Genomic DNA, 22400 nt, shown 5'->3' on the forward strand with positions numbered 1-22400 from the left:
AAATGCAGTCAACCAAGCGAATCATGGAGGTCGTTAATCTGGCGCCAGGTCCGATCTGGAATTTCAATGCGCGCCGCTTTTTGGCGGCGATGGTCGCGTTCTCTCTCGCCCGGTATTTCCACCGCCGTGTTTTTTTCCATCGCCGGAGAAGCGCGCAAGTCGGCTAAAATTTCTTCCGCCACCGCCTGAAATATATGTGGCGCGCGGTAACGATGTGTATCCAGTGTTATCATTAATGCGTTGGCCTCGCCCGCAACCGGCCCCAACATCGCCTCGCAGATCATTTCCGCCATCACCGCCAACCCATAACCCATTGGCCCGCCCTTCGGCAGAATGGCGCCGCCATTAAAATAATCCTGCGGGTCGCGCGATGGCTTGCCCTGCGCGTCAATAATGGACCCGCTCGGCAACAACGCGCCGGCCGAGCGCGCGGCATAAATCCAGCCGCCCGCAATCATGGCCGTGGCAAAATCCAACACCACCGGGCCGCGGTCGCCGCCGGGAATGGCGATGCTCCATGGATTAGTCGGCAGCATCGCCTTGCGTCCGCCATACGGCGCAACCTGATGCCACCGCTGACGACCGCCGCCGCCAACGACAATCATCAGGTAGCCGGCCTCAGCCGCAAGCTCAGTGAATGCGCCCAGTCGGCCCGTGTGCCCGACATTGCGAATCGGCAGCGCGTAAATTCCTTTTTCGGCAACGATGGATATACTGTGCTCGACGGCTTTTAGCATGGTCGGGATTCCAATACCGCCGCCGCCGTCAATTTCAGTGAAGGTGTCATGTTCAATAATCTTCGCCGTCCCGTCTATCCGCATGTGGTCGCTTTGAAACTGCTCGACATACTGAAGCACCCGCATGACGCCGTGGGATTCCACGCCCGCCAAATTAGCATCAACCAAATGCGCCGACACGATGTCCGCAACATGATGGTCGCAGCCAGCTTTGAGTAAAATATCGCGCACCACCGCGGTTGCCTCGGCGCAAGCGATCTCGATTCGGGGACCAGACAAAGTGAGTTTGGAGGTCATTAAATCAGGTCTTTATTGCGCTACCGAGAACGCAAACATGGTTCGGCATGATCATGATTCGCCATGATTGGCTAAGGGCGACTCGCAAGCAGCGCCCGGTCATATTTTTTGCGTTCATCATTTAATGGCTATTGTATAACCATATCTTTTAATGTGCAGGCACCGCAACCCAATCTATGAAACTAACCATGGTTTTGATCAACTATTTTTACCGCCAACTGGTCGCGTCCAACGCAAAAGGCGATGTTAGACTCATCGCCGCCACAGAAAGATCGTGTATAGTCGCCGATAAATATGAATACGATTATCCAGAAATACAACATCACCAACATCTGGCATTTCACTGACGGGGCAAACCTTGATTCGATTCAGGAACATGGGTTGCTTGCTTTTGCGGAAGCGCAAAGGCGCGGCATCGAGATTCCCGCGCCGGGCGGAAATGAATTGAGCCATGGTTTAGACAAAATAAAAGAGTTGGATGAGTATGTTCATTTGACCTTTGTGGATAACCACCCGATGCTTTTTTTGGCCAAAAAGGAAAGGATTCCAGACCCTGTATGGATTGAAATCGATTCGTCCATCATGCTCGATGAGGGAGTGCGATTCAGTTCCGATGTCGCCAACAAAACCGAAGTGGCCATCCTCAATGCCGAAGAAGCAAAGAAACAAATCGACTTTGAGGTTCTATTTACTCGCACAGATTGGAAAAATCCAAACATACAAGCAAGGCTGAAAAAAGCGCGCAAGTCCGAAATACTTATCCCTCGCCGCGTCTCGGTCGAAAAAATATTAAGTTGGAAGAATGGCTAAGCGCCCAGTATTTATTCCCATTGGCAAGCCATGCCATCTTGTTGAAGAAGTTCTCGTGGAGTTTGAATGGCATCATGGATTCGCTCCGTATCAGAAGAAAAAGAATGTAGCGGCGTTGCATGAATCCGCTGACAAGGAAGGGCTATCGCCTTTGTTGGAAGTATCAACAAAGTCTGACAAGCGGTTAGGGCAAAGATTAAGCGCGTTTAGTCTGAAAATTAAGACGGACATCGGAGAAATCAGCCTTGAAGCCGCGTATCAAGGGAGCAAGGTATTTGAAAAAGGCGGTCCCTACACGGATATTTACAGGAAAGATAGCAAGAGCGCCAAACAAGATCCAAGGATAAAAAAGTCAGGCTCATTGGCGGGTTTTGATTACTTCGGGCAGGCGTGGCCGTTAGTGCCCAAAACCGCCTTCTATGATTGGTTGTATCTTTCTGCGCTCAGTGCACATCAAGAGTTTCTAAAGCGGCTATACGCCTACAAGGGCTTCACTGATATTGAGTTTAATCCGCAAAAATCCATCAACTGCCAAGCTCATACTTGCGCATTATTGGTCTCCTTGTTGAAACTAAATTTGTTGGATGAGGCGCTAAAATCTCAACATGATTTCATACACATGATTTCGTCTGATTCCGTCACGAAGAATCATTCCGCAGAACTTCGTCAGCAAGCGTTGGCGATATGAATGGGGCGTATAACTCGTCGTTTCCCTGACCACAACGCATACTAACTTATCATCGCAACCATGGGAGCAACACCGGCCGTCAGCGTAATTCTGGCGGCGTTCAATCCAACGCCCGCGAAAAAATAATCGAGGAACTACGATGAAATTGCCTAACTGTAAATTTAATATTGATAGTGAAAAGTGTAGGGTGGTTTTGCTATTTATTGCAGGGTTTGTTGGACTTGTGTTGGGATTGCTTTATCATAAGTGGAATGGCTTTTTTGGTTGCCTTTTCGGAAGCAAAGCATCTGAATATCTTCAGATTATTGTTGTTAGTCTTTTTGTATTTCTATGTCTCTGGTGGTTTCGCACCCGCGATGTCCGTGAACAAATATCTAAAACAGAAATGCAAATTCAACACAATAATTTATCCAGTGGACTTGATAATTTATCAAATAAAGACTCTCTCAAAATAGATATAGGCGTTGCGCAATTACTGGAATTATCTAAACTAAATTCAAATCACGATGCAACAATTCGCATTGCATTTATTCGACGATTGAAAAAATGCCCGCTAACAAAAGACGATATTTATCGTAATGCCGAAAGACTCGTCTATGCACAACACATACTAAAATGGTTTGTAGATAAAGATAAAAACGGAGAGGCAGATGTCATGTATTGCAAATTTGATTGCCAAGATTTTACAAAAGAAGGTGTTTTTTATGAGTTTTTCAAAAAATATAAGAATATGATTGGATATGAAAACAGGCCAGCACAAATCACTTGGACAGTTGTGAATATCAAAATCCCTCCACGTGATGCATCTTCTGTTATGAATGACATTGGCGGTGACGATACTATACAGACCGAATTCACACGTTATATTATAGCCAACATGCAAAACGACAATAACAACGATAACGTAAAAAATAAGCGATGACTCTCCCCATCATCCAGTCGCTTTGGATTGGCGATGAGTGCTCGCAGATGGAACGCCTTTGCGTTCAGTCCTATCTCGACCACGGGCATGAGTTTCATCTCTACACCTACGCCGACATCGGCGGCATTCCCGACGGCGCGGTGGTGAAGGACGGCAACGAGGTTTTGCCGCGTCGCGAAATCTTTCGCTCTCACAATGGACGGCTCGGCCCGTTTAGCGATTGGTTCCGCTACGAGTTGCTCGCCGCGTGCGCGTGGTGGAAAATCCCGCCAATCTTGGTTTGGCGAAATCCCTGAACATCGGTATCGCCGAAGCCGCCGCCGTCATCACGTATAATCCGCCATCCGCTCATCGCATACCGACTATCCGCCACCATGAAAACAACACCGGAAATCAGCGTTGTCGAATGAATACATGCGTTAGCAAAATGAATGACGACAACCATAAACACAGCGCGTCTCCAAAAGGAGAAGTGGAGTATTCCGCTAAAGATTATAACGACAATCGTTTTAACACATCCAACCGAATGAGGCGACTTAATAAAGTTGAAACTTGTTTTGTTTCAGAAACGTTAAAGAGTGTTCCGAACGAAAAGAAACTCCATGTTGACATACCTTGTGGCACTGGAAGATTGAGCAATACGCTTTCAGAATTTGGGCGGCGTAATTACTTGGGAATTGATGTTTCAGAAAAAATGTTGCACGAAGCACGAAGCGCACACCCAAAATTAAAATATTTATTAGGGGATGTATTGGATATGCCCGTTGATGATGATGCCGCGAATATAGTGCTTTGCATGAGGTTGTTGCACCATTTTGATTCACCCGAAGAGCGCATAAAAATTTTGCGGGAACTTGCGCGAGTCAGCTCAAAATGGGTGGCGGTCAGTTTTTATCGGAATGAGTGCCTGCGTAATATCAGCAAGCGGCTCAGGGGCAAATCTGTGAGTGGATGCCCTATCGCAGTTAAAACCTTTGTCGCTGAGGCGACCGAGGCAGGTCTTGCTAAGAGAAAGATTGTTTATAGTTGGTTTGCCGGCGGGGCGCAAACGATGGCTTTGTTGGAAAAAATAACTTAACTTGAATCTGAAATCAATGCGTCACATTGACATGCGTTCTTTAATAGAAACTCTGTTATTGAGAAATTTATCAAAAGTAGTCGCCGTTTCACATTGTTTTGCATCATCGTTTTCAAATATGCTCTTAAACCACTCATAAGCCACACTTCGCGTGATACATTTATTGGCAACAAGATCTCTGCATAAATGCCCTGCCTGCGCCGCCATTATTTGGTAACTTCCAACATCGTGAAAAGTGCAGTACTGAAAATCAATAACATGCGGCGAGTCCTTTTCATTATCCCGAAATATAATGCCATCTCCCTTAAGATCAATATGATTGCATCCAGCAAGGTAAAATGATTTCAACACCCCGGTTATTTTTTGCAGTATCAACATCTTTTCAATATCTGAATGCGTATCTATTAGCAAGTTGTGTAGAGAGACCCCCAAAATATCTTCCATACAAACAGCATTATAACGAGTAAGCCCAATGCTTTTTTTAAAGCAATAAGCAAAAACCTTTGGTACTTTTAACCCTCTTCCACTTGCCATCAGTAGGTTTAAAGCCTCGTTATAAGCATATTTCTTATGTTTAAGCCTATGCCTGAATTTAGTAAGCGGAAATGATTTTACAATCAATGAGCCATAGCCCTTGACCTGTATTCTGAAAACCAATCTTCGCGTAGCTTTTTTTAGAATATCTGCAACAGGTATTTCATTATCGCTTTCTATCTTTTTTGATATTTCCGACATTAATTCACTAATACCATCATCGCGTGATAATAAAACGACACCACTCGCGGCATCGACGCTCTTCTTTGTTAGTATTGAGGATAGTTGTATCATGGCGGAAGACTAAAATTAGAAGCAGGCAGACGTTAGTTTAGCCAATCGAGAACATCGCGCTTGAAGTCGATGGCTTGCAAATTGCTTGCCAAACGAATCAACCGCATTTGCCCCTGCGGACGATGCCGACCAGTCAGTTTATATTTCAAATTCCGAATCGTCTTGCTGGCATACAAAGCGCATTTCAATCGGCTTGATAAACTCATTTTATTTATTAGTCTTTTTCGGTAGCGATCCGAACAAAACTCTTCAAACGAAATAAACTCGGCTTCGTCCATATATTTTTTCAAATATCTGGACTTCGCTTGGTCGCCAAGATTCATATAGCCAACATTCTTATTCTTAAGATGTTTCAGATGAAAATACACAATTCCCATATATTATTTTTCCAGCGTCTTATCTTCAATTTCAAGAACTTCAAAATCTTTCTTTTGCCTGAACATGATTGTTTCGCTTACTGTAAAATATAAAATATCGCCGACTCCAGAAAACGGTTCATGCCCGCAAACCCCGATGTTGGAATTGTGGTCACGCATGAGATTGATGCCTGAAACCATGTAGATTTTTTTCTTGCCGACAGCAATATCTTTGCGAATTTCATCTATAACTGGAATAAGATTTTGCGGAATGGCGAGATGGTCGGCGTCCAACTTGGTCGCGGTGTTGTAGGTGGTTTTGGATAAGGCGTAGTTATAATAATTCGCCGTGCTATGCACCGAGTCGGTCGGCGTTTGTGTGTGTTTCTTTGTTAACACCGGAACCACTTTTGGCAAGTAATAAAAAACTTTTATTTTTGTCGGATATTTCTCGGCGAGGTCGCGCAAAATTTGCGGTGTGCGGTCGGTGCAGTCGTTATAGACCGCGATGATTTCATCGTAGAACGGCAGATGTGATTCAATCGCTAGGCGAACGAACTGCTGTTCGTTTTTGATTCGCATAAACGCGCTGATGCCCGGCGGTCGCGGCGCGGAGAGCAAGGCGGGATTAAACTTGAACTGGTCAAAATTTTCCATAGAGAAACATCAAACGTTTAAGACATAAAAGAGAGCGGAATATACAAAATTATCAAAACAAAATAAAGAAAATTATTTTACAGGCGCGCGGAAAATATCCGCCAGCGGATTATGGTTATTAGAATATCAAACAACCATTTTAGTCGTGGGACAACCATGAACAACCAAGCCGATAACTTCGACCAATTCAAGTTTGACCGCGCCTCGCTATTTGATTTTTCAATCTTTTTGTTGATATAATCCTTTCTCACACCGCGAGGTGCATTGCGAGGTGCATTTTTAATTTTTCAACACACTGACGGAGGTGTGATATGACTATCGTAAATAATGGCGGGACAATAAATAAGGTTAGTGGTCTGAGTATAGAAGAGGAGCAACGCGCCAAAGATTTTCTGCAAGGGTTGGTCTATTGCTGGTGTAAAAACAAGTCTGGCAAAAAATTTGCCGCCCGCGACCTTGTAGGCGCTGAAAATACTGATTGGAATGGCACTCCATTGCAGCGGTTGTATTACAAGCATACAAAAGCTGGTGCAAGCGAAGATGAAGCGTATGGCAAAGCGGCAATAGATGTGGGTTGGCTTTTGAAGCGCGTAATTGAAGATGACAGAAGAAAATTTAAATTGATAGATGGTCCAATGGTCAATCACTACCAATGGGATGGCGAACTTGGCGAGGGCGAGGACTAACCCAAAAATCCCCGATTTCGATAGAGGGTTTTGTGCAAATTTACGGCGAACTCCTGAACCCGAAACACGATAGAGGAGATGCGCCTTGAAAGAAACCTTGACCACGACCACCGCCGTCATTCCAACGAAAGTTGGAATCCAGTCGAACATCCGTCCCGCGTAGCGGGACACAACCGCCATCGTATGTGGTGCGGCTATCGCCGCGCATGTCTTACTGGATTATCGGGTCAAGCCCGATAATGACGGGCCGAGGGGAATGACGGGCCGGGGGTAATGACGGGCCGGGGGTAATGACGGGCCGGGGGTAATGACGGGCCGGGGGTAATGACGGGCCGGGGGTAATGACGATGACACGAACGCCATGAACAACCAAGCCGACAACTTCGACCAGTTCAAGTTTGACCGCGCCTCGCTTTCCGCGCCGCGACCGCCGGGCATCAGCGCGTATCTGCGCGTCAAGAACGGCGAGCAGTTTTTACGCTTGGCGATTGAATCGCATCTGCCGTTCTACGATGAAATCATCGCGGTCTATAACGACTGCACCGACCGCACACCGCAAATTTTGCGCGACCTCGCCGAGAAATATCCGACAAAAATAAAAGTGTATCATTACTTGCCGAAAGTGCATCCGGTTCGTAGCGTCGAGCACGCGCAAACGCCCGATGATTCGGTGCATGGCTTGGCCAATTATTATAACTACGCCTTATCCAAAACCACATTCAACACCGCGACCAAGTTGGACGACGACCATTTCGCCATTGCGAGCAAAATCGCGCCGCTGATTAAAACCATTCGCGCCGACATCGCGGCCAGCAAACAAAAAATCTATATGTTTTCCGGCATCAATCTTTTTCGCGATAAAGATTCCAACATCGGGGTTGTGGAAAAGAATCCGTTTTCCGGAAACCGCGACATCAACTATCATCCGGTCAATGCCCAGACGATTTACCACAATTCCACTGGGGCGGAATCGTTCAACAAAAAATATCGCCGAACATTGCCGACCGAATATATGGGCATCATGTATTTTCATTTGAAGGGATTGAAAAAGGAATTTGCCGCGCGCGGCGATGAACACGACATCATCACGTTCGACGAGTTTTGTTCCGGCGCGTGCCACCGGCGACTGCGCGCGCAACTCAATCCGTATGAACGAATGTTTTGCGCGTTGTATAAAAACAAAACGATGCGGCGATGGAAATATCAACTAACCGGCACGCCGCCGCGATTAAATCAAGTGCGATTGGCGCGCTTAGCCGATGACTTGCACGGAATTGGTTTCAAGCGCGACGCGGTGCAGCATCTGGAATAAACGCAAGCGGATGAATTCGTCGTGCCCCTTCACCGTTTTTGCCATGGACGGCAGGGCAGATTTTTGCTCCTGCACAATCGGCACTTCCGCCATTCTTGGCGGTCGTGTCCCGCTACGCGAACCTGCCCTCGCGAAATCGGGGGACGAATAAATGGCTGGATTCCGTGTCAAGCACGGAATGACGGCCTAGGTGGTCGTCACCGCCGCGCGAAAAGTTGACAGCCGCGGTGATGATGATAAAATCATTGTCTAATCAGTCCAAGAGAATCTTATGAAAAAATCAACCATAACGGTTCATGCGGTTTGGGATGACGCGGCGCATGTTTGGACCGCGACCAGCGATGGCCTGCCCGGCTTGGTGACGGAAGCCGCTTCGCTGGACGAACTTGCCGAGGAAGTGAAAGTGTTGGTGCCGCAACTTCTCGCCTTGCAAAAACGGTCAGCGGCCGGCGAAGCGTCGTCCGCGCCGTTCCATCGCTTGGTGGCGGAGGTGCCGGTGGCGGCGATGGTGCAATAGCAAAATATTTATGCAAGTTATTACAGGGAGGTCGTTGCGATTCTTAAACAACGCGGCTAGCGCAAACTTCGGCAAGGCAGCGGCGCTCACGAAATTTGGAGCAACGATGTCATAAATGTGACCGTGTCCGTCAAGTTAAAATCCCGCCACACCGCCAACGCGATTATGAAACAAGCGAAAATAAATCACAAATTCTAGTCAACCTCAATTGACCGCCGCCGAGTCGCAAGCCGCGCACATGATGCTTGGCGTCGGTCGCGCGCGATGCCCCCCGCCGATGGCAACGATGTCCATAGTCAAACAACTTCAGCAAGGTCGCCGCGAGTTTTCGCTGTCGGCAGCGCGAAATGTTGACAATCACCGCGCCGATAAATAAAATCATATCTAATCTGTTTCAACCAAAACTACGAGGGGCAAGATTATGGACAAGGTTTTTATCTACTGGGATAACTCAAATATTTCCCACGAAGCGCAACGTTTTGCCGAAGAACAAAACGAAGGGCCCGACGCGCGCTGGCGTGTGCGGATTGACTTTGAAAAAATGCTTCAACTGGCGCACGCCGACCGGCCGCTGGCAAAAGCGGTTGCCGCCGGTTCGGTGCCGCCGGAACTGCGGTATTTGTGGAATCGGTTGGAAAGCCCGGAGGTGGAAGTCAAACTCTTTGACCGCGGCGCAAGCGACCGCGGCGAACAAGATGTTCCCGACCGCATGTTGCAGTTGCGAATGTTAGAAGATGGACTTGACTACAACGGCGACCCCGGCATTATTGTATTGCTGACTGGAGACGGTGCCGGGTATATTGATGGCGCCGGTTTTCACAGCACCTTGACTCGGTTGCATAAAAAAGGTTGGCGCATTGAAGTTTTATCATGGATACATTCTTGCAATAAGAAAATGAAACAGTGGGCAGAAGAACATGGTGTTTTCGTGCCGCTGGACGATTTTTATGAGGCGATCACTTTCAGGGCGCCTTCGCGCGAAGGGCATGAGTTTGCTCGTTCCCGCAACTCAGTGCCATTGAATTTGGATAGACGCGAAAGAGTGTAGCGGTCACGAAACGATTTGCGCGGCATCAATGTTGTGCGCGGCGATGACGCGCAAGGAACGCGGATGAACGGGTCGCGCCGACGGCAACGATGTCCATAGTCAAACAACTTCAGCAAGGTCACCGCGAGTTTTCGTTGCCAGCGACGTTGCGTCTTGCCAATGGCGACACTTTGCGCTGCACGCATCTGCTGCGGGTGTTGCCGGGCAAGCGCGCGGTGATGAAGGCGCAATGGCAAGGGGCAGGACATGATCATGAGCATGGGCATGAGCATGGGCATGAGCGGGCGGTGTTGGTTAAGTTAATGTTGAACACGGCGTCGGGCGCGCGCAACGCGCGCCGCGAATTGGCCGGGCACGCCATCTTGAACGCCGCCAAGATCACGACGCCGCAGTTGCTGTTGACCGAGCGCGGCGCCGATGAAAGTCATGTGTTGGTGTTTGAGTTTTTGCACCAAGAGCGGCGCATCGCCGAGTTATGGCGCGACCACGCCGAACGGCGTGCGCAAATCGCGCGCGATTGCCTGCGCTTGATCGCGCGCATGCACGCCCACGGCTGCTGTCAAAACGATCTTTATCTGGACAATTTTTTGCTGGCGGGCGAGCGGTTGTATGCGATTGACTTTGCCTCCGTATCGCGCCGCGCCAACACCGAATACGGCAACTGGCAGCGGCAAAATCTGGCGTTGTTTTTTGTGTCGTTCGCGCCGGTGTGGCATAAGTTTTTGCTGAATGCGCTGACCAAAAATTATGCGGTGGCTGCGGCCGATGACAAACTGGAGCGCGCGATTGCGCGCGCGTGGCGGCGCAGTAAATCCAGATACTTGAAAAAATGTTTTCGCGAGTGCAGCGAATTTTCCACGCGCACGAGTTGGCGGCAAGTGGCGGTTTGGAGTCGCGCGCATCATTGCGCCGACTTGATTTCTTTTGTGCAAAACCCGGAGGCGTGGATGGCAAAAGGCGAGTTGCTGAAAGACGGCACTTCGGCCACGGTGGTGCGCGTTGTCATGAATGGCATGAATGACATGGACGGCGACGAAAAAATGGTGGTGATCAAGCGCAACAACATCAAGAATTTTTTTCACGGCTTGCGCTATTGCCTGCGCGCAACCCGTAGCCGAGTCAACTGGCGCAACGCGCATCTGCTGAAAATCAGCGGCATCAAAACGCCGCCGCCGATTGCGTTCGTGGAGACGCGCTGGGGCCCGTTTCGCGTGCGCGGATATTATGTGTGCGCGTTCAACGGCTTTCCCTCGGCCGCGGAAAAATACCAATCGCACGTGCCCGCCGCGCACGAGTTGGCATGGTTTGAGGCGTTGTTCGCGAACATGTATCTTGCGCGGATTTATCACGGCGATTGCAAAGCATCCAATTTGTTGGTGACCGACGATGGCGTGGCCGTGATCGATCTCGATTCGATGAAGGAATGTTCGGCGCGCAAGATACGCGCGTTGGCGCGCAAAGACCGCCGCCGTTTCCTGAAAAACTGGGAGGGCAAACCAGCGCAGCTAAAACTATTTTCCGAAATTCTCAGCAAGGCATAGAAAGCCAGCCCGTCATTCCCCCTTAGACTCAACTCCCGGATGTAACCATTAATGTCGCGGCGTGCGCCGCGGGTGTTTCACTGGATTATCGGGTCAAGCCCGATAATGACGGCGGGGGGCGTTAGGCCGTCATTCCAACGAAAGAACGTCACCCCTGTGAAAACAGGGGTGGGAATCCAGTTAAATATGCGTCCCGCGTAGCGGGACACGACCGCCAGGGAAGGCGGAAGTGCAAATAATGTCGGGAACAATTATTTGCCGACCGCCAGGGAAGGCGGAAGTGCAAATAATGTCGGGAACAATTATTTGCCGACCGCCAGGGAAGGCGGAAGTGCCGATTTTGCAGGAGCAAAAATCGGCCAAAACCGCAAGTTGCATGGAGATTTCTCTATGCGGAAAATAGCTTAAAAATTTTATGTGTGTTACGAAAATTAATCGCATTGACACCATCGCTAAAAGCGTTGTTATCACCGTTATAAACGACATAACTTTGCTCCAGAGGATGTTGTTTTTCTGAAAAACGGAGCAGGGTTTTCTTGAAACTATTATCGAATGTTGATGCAGATTTTATTTCTATACCGGTAATATTCCGGCCGGTTTGATACAATAGATCAATCTCGGATCCATGGCTGTCACGGTAAAAGTACAGGTTTGAACTCAAACCACAATTGTACCGTGCCTTTAATGCTTCGAGTACGACCAGGTTTTCGAAAAGATACCCTACTAACGGATCGCGGGTAACTTGCTGCGCTTTTTCGATGCCCAACAGGTAGGCGAGGAGTCCGGTGTCGGTGAAGTAGTACTTTGGAGATTTTGTTACCCGTTTGCCAAAATTTTCGAAGTAAGGGCGAAGTTTAAAGACAATAAATGAAGCCTCCAACAGAGAAAGCCATTCTCTAATCGTTTTTGCAGTAACGCCCACGTCGCTGGACAGAGATTGAAAGTTAATCAGTTGCCCAATTCGTCCCGCCAATAGCCTGATAAATTTATCAAACAAGTCGGCATTCTTGAGATTAATAATTTGGCGAATATCCCGCTCTACATATGTTTGATAGTAACTTGAATATGCTATGTGTGGTCGCTGGTTTTGAGCGTAGATACGGGGAAGAAATCCGGTGAATACATATGCTTCAAACGTGTTGAGAGGTAAACTTGCGGATTCCAGTTCTTCGATGGAAAATGGCAACAGGTTGAGAATACCGGTACGCCCCGCCAGGGACTGAGTGATCGCTGCGCGTAGCCCGAGTTGATGCGAGCCGGCGAGAACAAATTGACCATTTTCCCCGTTTTCATCGACCATTCCCTGTAGGTAACTGAGTAAATGCGGTGCGCGCTGAATTTCATCTAAAATGACTTTGCATTGATAGCGGGCAAGGAATGCTTTCGGATCTTCCGTTGCCAAACTAAGCACATCAGGCGTTTCCAGGCTGACATACTGATAGTGGTTCAGCGCTTCTCGAACCAAGGTGGTTTTGCCGGCTTGCCTTGGCCCAAGAACGGTGACAACCGGATATTCCTTGAGTTGCAGTAACAGCTCGGCGGTCAGTATGCGTGGAATCATTCGATGAGTATATTCTGTGTAAATCGGGAATACAAGTCCTGATTTACACATAAATAACGAAAACCGCTCTACTTCAGCGTCAGTATTGTTTTATGGCAAGGTTTCATAGCCGAGTTTACGCCTATTTCATGGCTGAGAACGTCGAGCAAATTGTTGCGCGCGGCGCGCTACTTTCTCACCCCAATACCAGTCATCAAAGGCAAGCGTTTTCACGTGCTTGGCGTGACTGCGGGCGGTGGCTGGGAACCATGCCAATTCCCGGCCCGTGCCGTGTTTGGACTGCGCCGAACGGCAAAGCACGCCGCGCAAGCCAAGCGACTTGACCTGCCTGCCCAAGGCTTGGCAGCGGGCATGCACAATCAGTTTGCCGGCGGCGTTCACGGGATAGGACTGCGGCAAGCCGAGTGCGCGAAGCCCGGTCGGGGTGTGCGCATCGCACACTGTTTGACGCTGCGGCAACGACGCGCCGACCAACACAGGCGCGCGGTCGGGGCGCAAATCCTCCGGCTCATAGGGCCACTTGGCAATGAACCGGCGCAAGTTCCGCCGGGCGGCGGCGAGGTCTTCATTCAGGTACAGCGTGGCGAAACTGTTCGGCGGATTCCAGCGACCGCCGTGCGTCTGCGCAAAGCCGGCATCAAGCGGGTTTTTCCAGTGCCTTTCTGCAATCCGCCACCAAATCCATTTGTCCGCAAGCTGCTCGCTAAGCGGCTCAATCAATGTTGCGCCGCCTGAAAGTCAAACATTTTACGACAGGCATCAAGCACCGCTTTTGTCTTGCCTTGTCCCAGCAGGTCAAGCAAGGATTGTTGGTTGTTCGCGGACATGGGCCTGCGGACAACAGCGGGCACCCGCTGCCGCTTCAGATAGCGCACCAGTAAATCGGTGGCGGCGGCCAAGTCGGCCACGCTCTCGACTCGCTCCGCCGGCGCGCCGCGCGCAAGCCACTTGTGCAACGCCTGTCGGCTCACGCCAAACCGGCGAGCGGCTTCAGATTGACTCAACCCCCAGACAACCAGGATGCGTTGCAGGGATTGGCCCGCGCGCAGGGCGTCCAGATGGTCCGCGAATTTGTCCAACCAGTCTTGCGAAAGAGCGGGCTGACGGTCGGCGGCATTGGGGAATTCATCCTCGCGTTGCATGGCGACCAGTTCTTCGGCGACTTGTTTGGGCGAGAACTTGCCCAGCCCGGCCAGTTGCGGTGTGTTGCGGTTCATAGTTTCACCCTATTTTGTTGCTGCCTATCGTTAGTCTGTATAACTTAACTGCAACCTGATGTCAATCACTTTGGTCGATCAAGTTGTTTCGCGCGCCGCGCCAGCCGTTGTGCGCGGCGCATTACCTTCATCCAAAAAGCGCGATCCTCCATTAACTGGTGCGTGTTTTTGCGCGCGTATATTTTCATGAAGCGCAGCACATCGCGCGCAGTGAGTCCGATATCCAGCGCCGAAAAATACAATCCCGCGAGGTCTTTGATGATCCAGCGGCGCGGCGTTTTGGCGCGGATTTGCGCGCGATGCAGATCGATGATATACACTCGCAGATTTTCCGCGGTCAATGTTTCGTGCGCGGAAAACTCAATCAGAAAATGACACAGATAAAAGTCGCGGTGATTGACGCCGTTCTCATGCAGGGTTCGGGCGATCTCGGCGACGCGGGCGATGAGCGCGCGCTTCAACGCAAATCTCGGCGGCTGCCGAAGCCACCTCTCACACAGCGTCGCCAGACTGATCGTGCCCGCCAGTTCATCGGTGATCAAAAACGAAAGTTGCCGCGCCGGGTTATGTCCGCGCCGACCATAGCCGACCGCGGTCATGGTATGCACGCCCAGTTGCTGCAGTTTTTTAATCGCCAGCCATTCGTTGCGAGCACCAATTACCGGCAATCGAAACTGCATCAGGTTTTTCCACACTTCGCCCCAGCCGATGCCCTGATGCAATTTCAGGAAGTAGTGTTTTTTATTCACGTCGCCGTGCGCGGCGTCCAGCGCAAAACGCAAAGTGCGCCGACCTTCCTTGTCGCGAAAAATCTCGCCGCGCTGTTGTTGCGCATGCACGAACGGGTCATCGCCACGCCAGGCGTCGGCGATTTCCTTTTCAAGATGCAAAGTCATTTTTATGTCGTGTTATTTTTTCGGCGCGCAAAGATTTCTTCAATGCGCCGACAAGCATGCAGCGGCATGTCATAAATGTCGGCGCGTTTTGCAAACTCGCGGCCGCGCACGCGCCAACTGTCGCGTTCAACTTTCAGCAACCGTTGCAAACTTAAGTTCAATGCAAGTTGATCGAACGGCGACGCCAGCACCTCGCCCATGTTTTCATCGCGCACATAATGCGCGTAGCCGCAAACATCGGTGGCGATGACCGGCAAGCCGGCCACCATTGCTTCGAGCAACACGCTGCCGGTGTTCTCGCGCTGCGCCGGATGCAGCAACACATCCGCGCCCGATAAAAACGCCGGCACCTCATCGCGCCCGCCCAGAAACCGCACTTGTGCATCAGCGCCGACGCCAACTTTCAATTTCAAGCGGCGCACGATTTTTTCAAACGGCGCGGCGTTGTCGTCGCCGACAATGAACAACTTGGTTTTGTCGCGTACCTGCGGTGGCAACGCGGCGAGCGCGCGCAAGGTGCGATCCAATCCTTTGGTGCGAAAGCCGGAGCCGAGCGCGAGCAGCAGTTTGTCGTTGTCATTCAAGTGCCATTGCGCACGAAAAATTTTTCGGCGCGCCGACGCATCATCGCCGGCGATGCGGTCGCGCGCAATGCCCGGCGGCAACAGCGTCATGCGCGCATCTTGCGTGTCGTAAAAATTTTGATACACACCGATTTGATTGCGCGCAATCATCAGAATTTGCGTGGCGGCATCGTTCGCGAACACCGCGTTTTCAAAGTCAAGATAATGTCGGCAACGCGGCGTGGCTTGATACCACCACGCGCGCGCGCGAATTTTTTCCGCGAAGCATCCATCGGCGGCGTAGTACACATCAAGCCCCGGCATTTTGTTGAAGCCGATGAGCAAGTCCGGCGCGTGCGCTTCATTCGCCATCGCGGCTTTCAATTGCGCGGCAAACTCGCGACCCTTGCCGTGGTTGGTGCGCGCCTTCACCGGCAACAAACGCACTTCCATCTCGCCGCCGTCCGCCGCGCCTCGACATTCGCCGACATACATCGTCACCTGATGCCCGCGCTGCCGACAAACTCGCGCGATGGCGATTGCATCTCTGGTCAATCCGCCATGCGGAAAATAGGTGAACAACGCAAACGCCAACTTCATTGCAATGCTCCTTCCGTTAACCTGTTGAGGGATTTCCATATTATCATAGGCCATGGAAAAGGCCATGGAAAAGGCCATGGAAAAACTTTCACGTCTCCAGTTTGAGCAGTTGGTCGAATGCGCGCCGGTTTTGGCTTTTGCAGGCGGAAGGTCATACGACCCGACTCTTGTATTGCTGAGACCCGCGTATTTCTAACCGCCTAAAAACAGTTCACCCACTTTTGGATTAGATAATAAATCGTCGCCCTTTCCTGCGATAGCAATGCCGCCGGACACCAAAACATAGCCGATGTCGGCGAATTCCAATCCCTTCTTCGCGTTCTGTTCCACCATGATTATGGTCTTGCTTTCAACGTGTTGAAGGTCATACAAAATTTCGAACACCATGTCGATGAAGCGCGGCTCCAAGCCGATGGATGGTTCGTCGACCAGCAACACTTCGGGATTCATAACCAAGGCTCGGGAGATTTCAAGCAAGCGGCGTTCGCCTCCGGACAGGACTTTTGCCTGATGCTTGCGTCTTGCGGCCAATCTCGGGTATTTGTCGAAAACCATTTCTGTTGCTTGCTTCGCTTGCGCCGGTTGATCTTTCAGAAAACCACCCATCCAAAGATTTTCCTCGACCGTCATACCGGGGAAAATAGACTTGTCCTGAAGAATATAGGCGATGCCGGCTTTAGAGAGTTTTTCGTTGGGGCTAAGCGAGGTCACATCCAGGTGCTTGTGCGAATCGCCGTGCGCATCGTCTCTCTCATCGCCAATCCTAATGCGGCCGGAAAAAATAGTGGCAAAGCCGAATATGGAATGCAGCAGGGTGGATTTTCCGGCGCCGTTTGGCCCGATTAAACACAGCGACTGTTTGCGCGCCACGCGCAGATTTATATCATGAAGAATTTCCATTTTCCCGTAACCGGCGCGCAGGTTGTCGATGGCAACAAAAGCCGATCCATTTGCCAGGGCATCAAGCTGTTCAATGGTAATTGCCTCGGCAATGGCAGCGGCCCGGCGCTCCACTTCCTCAACCGAGATAACCGCGTCCACACCGCCGGAAGCGTAACCGCGAACCCCTTTTTTATCACTCATCGGCTAATCCCATCAGCGTGACTCATCAGTGCGTCCCTAGGTAGGCATCGACCACGCGCTGATCATTTTGAATTTCTTGCGGCGTCCCCTGCGCCAGCATTTCGCCGTGCGCCAGACAGTAAATCTTGTCGGCCATGTTCATGATCACGCGCATATTATGCTCAATAATAAATAGCGTTATACCAAACTCGCTATTGGCTCGTTTCAATCTATCAATCAATCCATTGATCAACGTCGGGTTGATGCCGGCAGTCGGTTCATCGAGCAGCAGTCCGGTGGGTTCATTCATTAACGCCATCGCAAACTCCAACAACTTTTGCTGCCCGAACGACAACGAGTCGGCGCTTAGAAACCGCTTCTCGTACAAGCCAACGAATTCCAGCAGACGATCCGCTTTCGCATGATCCGACTCCCCATGTTTGCTGAAGGCGTCAAGGAATTTCATTTTCCGATGCGGCAATGAGATCAGCATATTTTTAGTGCAGTCCATGGCGCCATAAATGCGCGTTTGCTGAAAGGTTCGTATCAAACCCAGCCGCGCGATACTTTGCACCGGCATTTTTGAAATTTCCCGGCCCTCAAATTTTATTGAACCCGAATCGATCGGGTGATAGCCGACAATCGAATTGAATAGCGTGGTTTTGCCTGAGCCGTTGGGGCCGATGAGTCCGGTGATACCACCCGCTTGCACGGTCATGGAAACGCGTTTATTGGCGACCACGCCACCGTAGGATTTTGAAACATCCTGAACTTCAATGATGGCGTTCACTGCGCCGCACCGGTCCGCGCTGTTTTTTTGTCATCCACGCGAATCCCGAACCATTCAGGCTTGCGCTGCGTCAACCAACCCATCACCCCATCCTGAAAATAAACCACCGTGACCACGATCAAGGCGCCCAACGCCACCCACTGCCAGCCGAGGAAATAGTTCCAGGTGACTTCCTTGATCAGGTGGAACAACACCGCGCCGATGACGGGCCCCCACAAGGTGCCCTTGCCGCCGAGCAACACGCATACCACCATGAAGATGCCGAGGTTAATGGTTTGATAAGCGGTCTCCAGCGGCTCGAAGTGGATCAACTGAAAACCAGAAATGCCGCCGACCAGGCCGACAAAGAAAGCGGCCATCGCCCAGGTTGTCAACTTATACCTCAACGTATGGATGCCCATGGCCTCGGCTTTTTCCTCGTCATCCCGGATGGCATTGATGGCGGCGCCGAAGCGGGTTGAATAGAGCCATTTCAGGAACACAAAAAGCGCGACGCCAGTGCTGGCAAACAGGCCGTAAAAAAACAATTTGCCGACATCAAAATTACCGGGATAAACCGGCAGGGAAATGCCCTGCCCACCGCCAACCCAGCCCCAGTTCGACACCAGTTCGCCGGCAGCGATGGCAACACCCAAAGTGCCGATGGCAAAATAGGGGCCGCGCAACCCGAATGTGACATAGCCAATCAGGACCGCCGTGACCGCGCAGAACAGCCCGGCGCCGATAATCCCGACCAGCGCGCCAGTAAAATACTGGGCTTCGGTAAAGGTCATCAGTTCGAGGCGACTGGCATCGGTATAGGCACCAACGTCGTGCACCATGCCAATGGAAATCACCGCAGCGACATACATGCCGGTGCCGTAGAAAAAAATATTGCCCAGCGAGTTATAGCCCATTTGTCCGCCGGTCATGTCCCAGGTCAGCGCGACCACGATCATCAGCCATAGGGTCGCCAGTTGGATGCGAAAATCCGGGAACATGAACGGCGCCATCGCCGTGAGAACCAGAACGGCAACATAGAAAACAATGGTTTTTGTGTTCATTGTTTGCCGTGCTTACTTCAGGCTCTGGCGCATGCGTCGTTGTTGGAGCATGCGTACCATGAGCACCAGCAGCAGCAGCAACACCGCCACCGCTTGCTGATAGCCAATGCCGAAAATATGCGCGCCGTATTGTTCGGCCGCGCCGATACCGAGACCGGCCACGATCACCCCGGGCAAGTTGCCGAGTCCGGCGGCGGTAACGATGACGAAGGCGCGGATCGAATAAGAGATGCCATAAAAGGGCTGAATCACCCAGACCATGACGATGATCGCGCCGGCGGCGCCACAGATAGCGGAATTCAGGGAGAAAGTGAACGCATAGACCTGGTCGGTGTCGATGCCCAGCACGCGCGCGGCTCGGGCATCCTGAGCGGTGGCGCGTATTGCCTGCCCCATGCGGCTGGTCTTCATAAATATGACCACCGCGGCGGCCATGGAAACTGCCATCAATACGCCGATTAGTTTGGCGATCGGCACATCGACGAAGCCGTCGAGAAAATACAAGGTGTCGTATTTAAGTTGAATGCTCTGCGTGTCGGAGCCAAACATCAGGTTGAGCAGTTGGGCAATCATGATCGCCAGCCCAAATGTCGCCAATAAGGAAGTGAATAAATCCCGTTCAATCACGCGGGATATCACCAGTTTGTAGATGACCCAGCCGATTCCCCACAGCACCACGAAAGCGGCAGGCACGCCGAGCAGCGGCGGCAGCCCTTTGCCGCTGAGCCACCAGGCGACATAACCGCCGGTGATGACAAAATCGCCCTGCGCCAGGTTTTTGACATTCATCACCCCCCAGACCAGCGCCAGTCCATAGGCCACCAACGCGAACAGCGAGCCAATCATCACCCCGTCCAGAATGATCTTGACATTAACTACCGGAAACTCAAACAGGAGCGATAAGTTACTTGCCAGTTGTTCCATGAAAGTATCCGCAGATGTTTATCCACAGACGACGCGGATGACGCAAAAAATAAATTAAGTCTGTGGACATCTGCGCCATCTGCGGATGAAAAAACTTACGGCTTGCGCGGCCAGTTCAGCGCATGGGAAGCGAAGTTCGATGGCGCCACAACATTATAAATGCCGTCCTGAATCTGGCGCAGCACCATGGGCTTGGCGATGTTATTGCCCGCATCCGAAAACTTGATGTGACCATAAAAGGTCGCCAGATCAGTTGCGGCAATGGCGTCTCTGACCGCCTGCTTGTCCAGCGTGCCGGCGCGCTCGAAGGCATCCTTAAACACATAAACCGCAGCCGAGGCCTGAGCGGTTTGGTAAGGCACCTTTTTCTCCGCATACTCGGTGTAAACGGACTTGAACTCTTTTTCATAATTGGAGGCGCTGCCAAAAATCGGGTCCTCATAGGTCAACGACTCGGCCCATTGGGTCGCGCAGAGAAAATCGTTGGCCGCCGCGCCGAATTTGCCGACTACGTCGGCCGCTTCACAATGCGTGATGGCAATCATCGGCACATCGATGTTCTGCTCGCCGATCTGCCGCACCGCGGTTGCCGCGCCCTTGGAATGACCGCTGACGATCAACACATCGGGCTTGAGCAACTTAACCTTGGTCAGGATCGCGCTCATGTCGGACAAATCCCGCGGCAACTGTTCGTCGATGACAGTTTGCATCCCAAATTTTTCGACATCCTCCAGCACGCCGGCGCGAATATCGAGCGAGAACGGATCATTCTCAACCGCAATGGCAACCTTCACCGAAGACGGTTCGCGGCCCGATTCCTGCGCCTTTTCCGCCGCCAAAGCAATGGCCGATGCGAGATATTGCTCCGAAGTGGACAGAACCGCAAACAGGTATTTGTAGCCTTGATTAAACAGCGAGCGCGAAGCGCCTTCGGCCTCAACCATGGGGATCTGGTATTTTTCCGTGACCGGCGCAATGGCCTTGGTCATGCCCGACGAATAGGGCCCAAGCATGTACTGAACCTTGTCCTGACTGATAAGCCGCTCGGTCAGGGTCGCCGCCCGATCGCCTTTGGACTCATCATCATAATAGATGACTTTGAAGTGGTAGCATGTATCGCCGACCTTGACGCCGCCGGCCTGGTCGATTTTCCGAATCGCAAATTCATAGCCATTTTTGGCGTGAACGCCGTTGGTGGCGTATTTTCCGGTCAGTGAAATGGCCGAGCCCAATACCAGCTCTTCGCATTCCTGCGCCATGCTGTTGTGCGCGAATAACATGATGCTCGCAGCCAGCCCGGCCAGCGCACAAGTATAAGTTAGTTTTTTCATAAGATATTCTCCTCGAATTTTAGTTTTGCACTGCTTTGAGTGTTATGCTGAACAATCTGATGGATAATCGCCAGTATAACTGACTATCCAATGCGCGGTCATTATACCCCTTATGACCAGAGAGTGTGGCCAGCGATTGTGACCAGGGAGCGCGACCAGCGATTAATTCATCAGGTTAATTCATTAGGCTAATTCGTCGCCCGGTCCAATCCGGTTTTTGCTTGATTTCGGCATCTTTCAACATCGCCTGCGCATCATCCGGCATCGGCGCGGTGCGACCTCGCTTGGCATCATAATGCAAAGCCATGAACTCCGCGGTGGCGCACAGCGCATCGTCAACCAACATCAAGTGGGCAAAGTGGATTTTTTTAGCCTCCGACCCAAGAATGATGCTTTCAATATTCATCACCGCCGGTTTTCGAACCTCGCGCAAATAACGCATGTGGGTTTCCACGGTGTAAATCGCGCAGCCGGTATTATCAAAATAGTCAACGCCCATTCGTAAGTGATCCTGCAGCCGCCAGGTCGCATTGCTGAACGGAACCAGATAATAAGCCTCGTTCAAATGTCCGTAGGCATCAAGCCAGGCATCTTGCAACGGCTCGGAGTGGAGTTTTAGTATGGTCATGTTTTATCCCGAATAATGGTCAATACTGCCCGTTTATTATCGCACTCCAGCCGGCGGCGGACAATGTCATGTCCGGGTTCACCACATATGAGACAAATCAGGTCGCCACGGTGGGTTGCCGATAATACGCCATCGGCGTCATTAAATCCAAACTATCGTGTGGTCGGCATGATTATAGGTCCACGGGTAATGGACCAGTTCCTGGTTGATCGCGGTCACCGTCAACGGCCCTCGGAAGTGAGGCTTCAGCCTCGTACAGCCATTGCAGATTGCGGGGGTGCAGGTTTTGCTGGGAGCAAAAATCTGCC

26 protein-coding genes are annotated in these 22400 nt (G+C 51.2%); 11 read left to right on the plus strand and 15 right to left on the minus strand.

Going from position 1 to position 22400, the window contains the following annotated elements; all coding sequences use genetic code 11:
* Positions 1–8: 8 nt before the first annotated feature.
* On the minus strand, positions 9–1034 hold the full coding sequence (locus ACP158_RS05490; RefSeq protein ID WP_424947942.1) for an Ldh family oxidoreductase: 1026 nt from the start codon (positions 1032–1034) through the stop codon (positions 9–11).
* A gap of 294 nt (positions 1035–1328) precedes the next feature.
* Between ACP158_RS05490 and ACP158_RS05495 the strand changes: the two genes are divergently transcribed.
* From ACP158_RS05495 to ACP158_RS05515, 5 genes are all read left to right on the plus strand, one after another.
* On the plus strand, positions 1329–1844 hold the full coding sequence (locus tag ACP158_RS05495) for a DarT ssDNA thymidine ADP-ribosyltransferase family protein (RefSeq protein ID WP_424947943.1): 516 nt from the start codon (positions 1329–1331) through the stop codon (positions 1842–1844).
* Entirely contained in the window at positions 1837–2532 is a 696-nt protein-coding gene (locus tag ACP158_RS05500; protein ID WP_424947944.1) for a DarT1-associated NADAR antitoxin family protein, read from the plus strand. The genes ACP158_RS05495 and ACP158_RS05500 overlap by 8 nt, the downstream gene beginning before the upstream one ends.
* Positions 2533–2671: 139 nt before the next feature.
* Positions 2672–3454, plus strand: a complete 783-nt coding sequence (locus tag ACP158_RS05505; protein WP_424947945.1) for a hypothetical protein — start codon at positions 2672–2674, stop codon at positions 3452–3454.
* Positions 3451–3750, plus strand: coding sequence for a hypothetical protein (locus ACP158_RS05510; protein WP_424947946.1), 300 nt, complete (start codon positions 3451–3453; stop codon positions 3748–3750). Before ACP158_RS05505 ends, ACP158_RS05510 begins: the two co-directional genes overlap by 4 nt.
* A gap of 131 nt (positions 3751–3881) precedes the next feature.
* Positions 3882–4532 carry a class I SAM-dependent methyltransferase gene (locus tag ACP158_RS05515; protein ID WP_424947947.1) on the plus strand — a complete coding sequence of 217 codons (651 nt, stop codon included), beginning with the start codon at positions 3882–3884 and terminating at the stop codon, positions 4530–4532.
* 21 nt (positions 4533–4553) lie between these two features.
* Here ACP158_RS05515 and ACP158_RS05520 read toward each other — a convergent pair whose 3' ends face one another.
* Genes ACP158_RS05520 through ACP158_RS05530 form a run of 3 tightly spaced genes read right to left on the minus strand, consistent with a single transcriptional unit; the run spans position 4554 to position 6373 of the window.
* Positions 4554–5360, minus strand: a complete 807-nt coding sequence (locus tag ACP158_RS05520) for a hypothetical protein (protein ID WP_424947948.1) — start codon at positions 5358–5360, stop codon at positions 4554–4556.
* Between the two features lie 32 nt (positions 5361–5392).
* On the minus strand, positions 5393–5737 hold the full coding sequence (locus ACP158_RS05525; RefSeq protein WP_424947949.1) for a hypothetical protein: 345 nt from the start codon (positions 5735–5737) through the stop codon (positions 5393–5395).
* A gap of 3 nt (positions 5738–5740) precedes the next feature.
* Positions 5741–6373 (minus strand): hypothetical protein, encoded by a 633-nt coding sequence (locus tag ACP158_RS05530; protein ID WP_424947950.1) that lies wholly within the window; start codon positions 6371–6373, stop codon positions 5741–5743.
* A 311-nt stretch (positions 6374–6684) separates the two neighbouring features.
* Here ACP158_RS05530 and ACP158_RS05535 point away from each other — a divergent pair, with 311 nt between their 5' ends.
* The 6 genes from ACP158_RS05535 (at position 6685) to ACP158_RS05560 (ending at position 11880) form a co-directional block, all read left to right on the plus strand.
* On the plus strand, positions 6685–7059 hold the full coding sequence (locus tag ACP158_RS05535; RefSeq protein ID WP_424947951.1) for a hypothetical protein: 375 nt from the start codon (positions 6685–6687) through the stop codon (positions 7057–7059).
* 361 nt (positions 7060–7420) lie between these two features.
* Positions 7421–8371, plus strand: a complete 951-nt coding sequence (locus ACP158_RS05540; RefSeq protein ID WP_424947952.1) for a hypothetical protein — start codon at positions 7421–7423, stop codon at positions 8369–8371.
* Between the two features lie 271 nt (positions 8372–8642).
* Positions 8643–8888, plus strand: a complete 246-nt coding sequence (locus ACP158_RS05545; RefSeq protein WP_424947953.1) for a DUF1902 domain-containing protein — start codon at positions 8643–8645, stop codon at positions 8886–8888.
* A gap of 421 nt (positions 8889–9309) precedes the next feature.
* Complete coding sequence (locus ACP158_RS05550; protein ID WP_424947954.1) at positions 9310–9936, plus strand: NYN domain-containing protein; 627 nt, start codon at positions 9310–9312, stop codon at positions 9934–9936.
* Positions 9937–10025: 89 nt separating this feature from the next.
* Positions 10026–11477, plus strand: a complete 1452-nt coding sequence (locus ACP158_RS05555) for a lipopolysaccharide kinase InaA family protein (RefSeq protein WP_424947955.1) — start codon at positions 10026–10028, stop codon at positions 11475–11477.
* A gap of 238 nt (positions 11478–11715) precedes the next feature.
* The gene (locus tag ACP158_RS05560; protein WP_424947956.1) at positions 11716–11880 is read left to right on the plus strand and encodes a hypothetical protein; all 165 of its coding nucleotides are present in this window, start codon (positions 11716–11718) and stop codon (positions 11878–11880) included.
* Here the strand turns inward: ACP158_RS05560 and ACP158_RS05565 are convergent.
* The 11 genes from ACP158_RS05565 to ACP158_RS05615 form a co-directional block, all read right to left on the minus strand.
* On the minus strand, positions 11866–13038 hold the full coding sequence (locus ACP158_RS05565; protein ID WP_424947957.1) for an ATP-binding protein: 1173 nt from the start codon (positions 13036–13038) through the stop codon (positions 11866–11868). The two genes, ACP158_RS05560 and ACP158_RS05565, sit on opposite strands and share 15 nt — an antisense overlap.
* A 126-nt stretch (positions 13039–13164) precedes the next feature.
* Positions 13165–13758: an RES family NAD+ phosphorylase gene (locus ACP158_RS05570; protein WP_424947958.1), complete on the minus strand. Its 594-nt coding sequence runs from the start codon at positions 13756–13758 to the stop codon at positions 13165–13167.
* Positions 13755–14255, minus strand: a complete 501-nt coding sequence (locus ACP158_RS05575; protein WP_424947959.1) for a hypothetical protein — start codon at positions 14253–14255, stop codon at positions 13755–13757. Before ACP158_RS05575 ends, ACP158_RS05570 begins: the two co-directional genes overlap by 4 nt.
* A gap of 65 nt (positions 14256–14320) precedes the next feature.
* Complete coding sequence (rfaP, locus tag ACP158_RS05580; RefSeq protein ID WP_424947960.1) at positions 14321–15151, minus strand: lipopolysaccharide core heptose(I) kinase RfaP; 831 nt, start codon at positions 15149–15151, stop codon at positions 14321–14323.
* 2 nt (positions 15152–15153) lie between these two features.
* Positions 15154–16314 carry a glycosyltransferase family 4 protein gene (locus tag ACP158_RS05585; RefSeq protein WP_424947961.1) on the minus strand — a complete coding sequence of 387 codons (1161 nt, stop codon included), beginning with the start codon at positions 16312–16314 and terminating at the stop codon, positions 15154–15156.
* Between the two features lie 192 nt (positions 16315–16506).
* Positions 16507–17328, minus strand: a complete 822-nt coding sequence (locus ACP158_RS05590; protein ID WP_424948409.1) for an ABC transporter ATP-binding protein — start codon at positions 17326–17328, stop codon at positions 16507–16509.
* Between the two features lie 94 nt (positions 17329–17422).
* Positions 17423–18166, minus strand: a complete 744-nt coding sequence (locus tag ACP158_RS05595; protein ID WP_424947962.1) for an ABC transporter ATP-binding protein — start codon at positions 18164–18166, stop codon at positions 17423–17425.
* Positions 18163–19209, minus strand: coding sequence for a branched-chain amino acid ABC transporter permease (locus ACP158_RS05600; RefSeq protein WP_424947963.1), 1047 nt, complete (start codon positions 19207–19209; stop codon positions 18163–18165). The genes ACP158_RS05595 and ACP158_RS05600 overlap by 4 nt, the downstream gene beginning before the upstream one ends.
* A gap of 12 nt (positions 19210–19221) precedes the next feature.
* On the minus strand, positions 19222–20133 hold the full coding sequence (locus ACP158_RS05605; RefSeq protein WP_424947964.1) for a branched-chain amino acid ABC transporter permease: 912 nt from the start codon (positions 20131–20133) through the stop codon (positions 19222–19224).
* Between the two features lie 95 nt (positions 20134–20228).
* Positions 20229–21464, minus strand: a complete 1236-nt coding sequence (locus ACP158_RS05610; protein WP_424947965.1) for an amino acid ABC transporter substrate-binding protein — start codon at positions 21462–21464, stop codon at positions 20229–20231.
* A gap of 175 nt (positions 21465–21639) precedes the next feature.
* Positions 21640–22092 carry a thioesterase family protein gene (locus ACP158_RS05615; protein WP_424947966.1) on the minus strand — a complete coding sequence of 151 codons (453 nt, stop codon included), beginning with the start codon at positions 22090–22092 and terminating at the stop codon, positions 21640–21642.
* Between the last annotated feature and the right edge of the window lie 308 nt (positions 22093–22400).

It is taken from the genome of Candidatus Spongiihabitans sp., assembly GCF_965247905.1.
Taxonomy (GTDB): domain Bacteria; phylum Pseudomonadota; class Gammaproteobacteria; order Arenicellales; family Poriferihabitantaceae; genus Spongiihabitans.

Coding starts and splice junctions, on each gene's coding strand:
- ACP158_RS05495 (WP_424947943.1), top strand. CDS start 1,329: ATGAATACGATTATCCAGAAATACAACATCACCAACATCTGGCATTTC.
- ACP158_RS05500 (WP_424947944.1), top strand. CDS start 1,837: ATGGCTAAGCGCCCAGTATTTATTCCCATTGGCAAGCCATGCCATCTT.
- ACP158_RS05540 (WP_424947952.1), top strand. CDS start 7,421: ATGAACAACCAAGCCGACAACTTCGACCAGTTCAAGTTTGACCGCGCC.
- ACP158_RS05615 (WP_424947966.1), bottom strand. CDS start 22,092: ATGACCATACTAAAACTCCACTCCGAGCCGTTGCAAGATGCCTGGCTT.
- ACP158_RS05530 (WP_424947950.1), bottom strand. CDS start 6,373: ATGGAAAATTTTGACCAGTTCAAGTTTAATCCCGCCTTGCTCTCCGCG.
- rfaP (WP_424947960.1), bottom strand. CDS start 15,151: ATGACTTTGCATCTTGAAAAGGAAATCGCCGACGCCTGGCGTGGCGAT.
- ACP158_RS05575 (WP_424947959.1), bottom strand. CDS start 14,255: ATGAACCGCAACACACCGCAACTGGCCGGGCTGGGCAAGTTCTCGCCC.
- ACP158_RS05550 (WP_424947954.1), top strand. CDS start 9,310: ATGGACAAGGTTTTTATCTACTGGGATAACTCAAATATTTCCCACGAA.
- ACP158_RS05565 (WP_424947957.1), bottom strand. CDS start 13,038: ATGATTCCACGCATACTGACCGCCGAGCTGTTACTGCAACTCAAGGAA.
- ACP158_RS05545 (WP_424947953.1), top strand. CDS start 8,643: ATGAAAAAATCAACCATAACGGTTCATGCGGTTTGGGATGACGCGGCG.
- ACP158_RS05600 (WP_424947963.1), bottom strand. CDS start 19,209: ATGAACACAAAAACCATTGTTTTCTATGTTGCCGTTCTGGTTCTCACG.
- ACP158_RS05610 (WP_424947965.1), bottom strand. CDS start 21,464: ATGAAAAAACTAACTTATACTTGTGCGCTGGCCGGGCTGGCTGCGAGC.
- ACP158_RS05585 (WP_424947961.1), bottom strand. CDS start 16,314: ATGAAGTTGGCGTTTGCGTTGTTCACCTATTTTCCGCATGGCGGATTG.
- ACP158_RS05510 (WP_424947946.1), top strand. CDS start 3,451: ATGACTCTCCCCATCATCCAGTCGCTTTGGATTGGCGATGAGTGCTCG.
- ACP158_RS05490 (WP_424947942.1), bottom strand. CDS start 1,034: ATGACCTCCAAACTCACTTTGTCTGGTCCCCGAATCGAGATCGCTTGC.
- ACP158_RS05535 (WP_424947951.1), top strand. CDS start 6,685: ATGACTATCGTAAATAATGGCGGGACAATAAATAAGGTTAGTGGTCTG.
- ACP158_RS05560 (WP_424947956.1), top strand. CDS start 11,716: ATGTCGGGAACAATTATTTGCCGACCGCCAGGGAAGGCGGAAGTGCAA.
- ACP158_RS05515 (WP_424947947.1), top strand. CDS start 3,882: ATGAATGACGACAACCATAAACACAGCGCGTCTCCAAAAGGAGAAGTG.
- ACP158_RS05555 (WP_424947955.1), top strand. CDS start 10,026: ATGTCCATAGTCAAACAACTTCAGCAAGGTCACCGCGAGTTTTCGTTG.
- ACP158_RS05505 (WP_424947945.1), top strand. CDS start 2,672: ATGAAATTGCCTAACTGTAAATTTAATATTGATAGTGAAAAGTGTAGG.
- ACP158_RS05520 (WP_424947948.1), bottom strand. CDS start 5,360: ATGATACAACTATCCTCAATACTAACAAAGAAGAGCGTCGATGCCGCG.
- ACP158_RS05525 (WP_424947949.1), bottom strand. CDS start 5,737: ATGGGAATTGTGTATTTTCATCTGAAACATCTTAAGAATAAGAATGTT.
- ACP158_RS05605 (WP_424947964.1), bottom strand. CDS start 20,133: ATGGAACAACTGGCAAGTAACTTATCGCTCCTGTTTGAGTTTCCGGTA.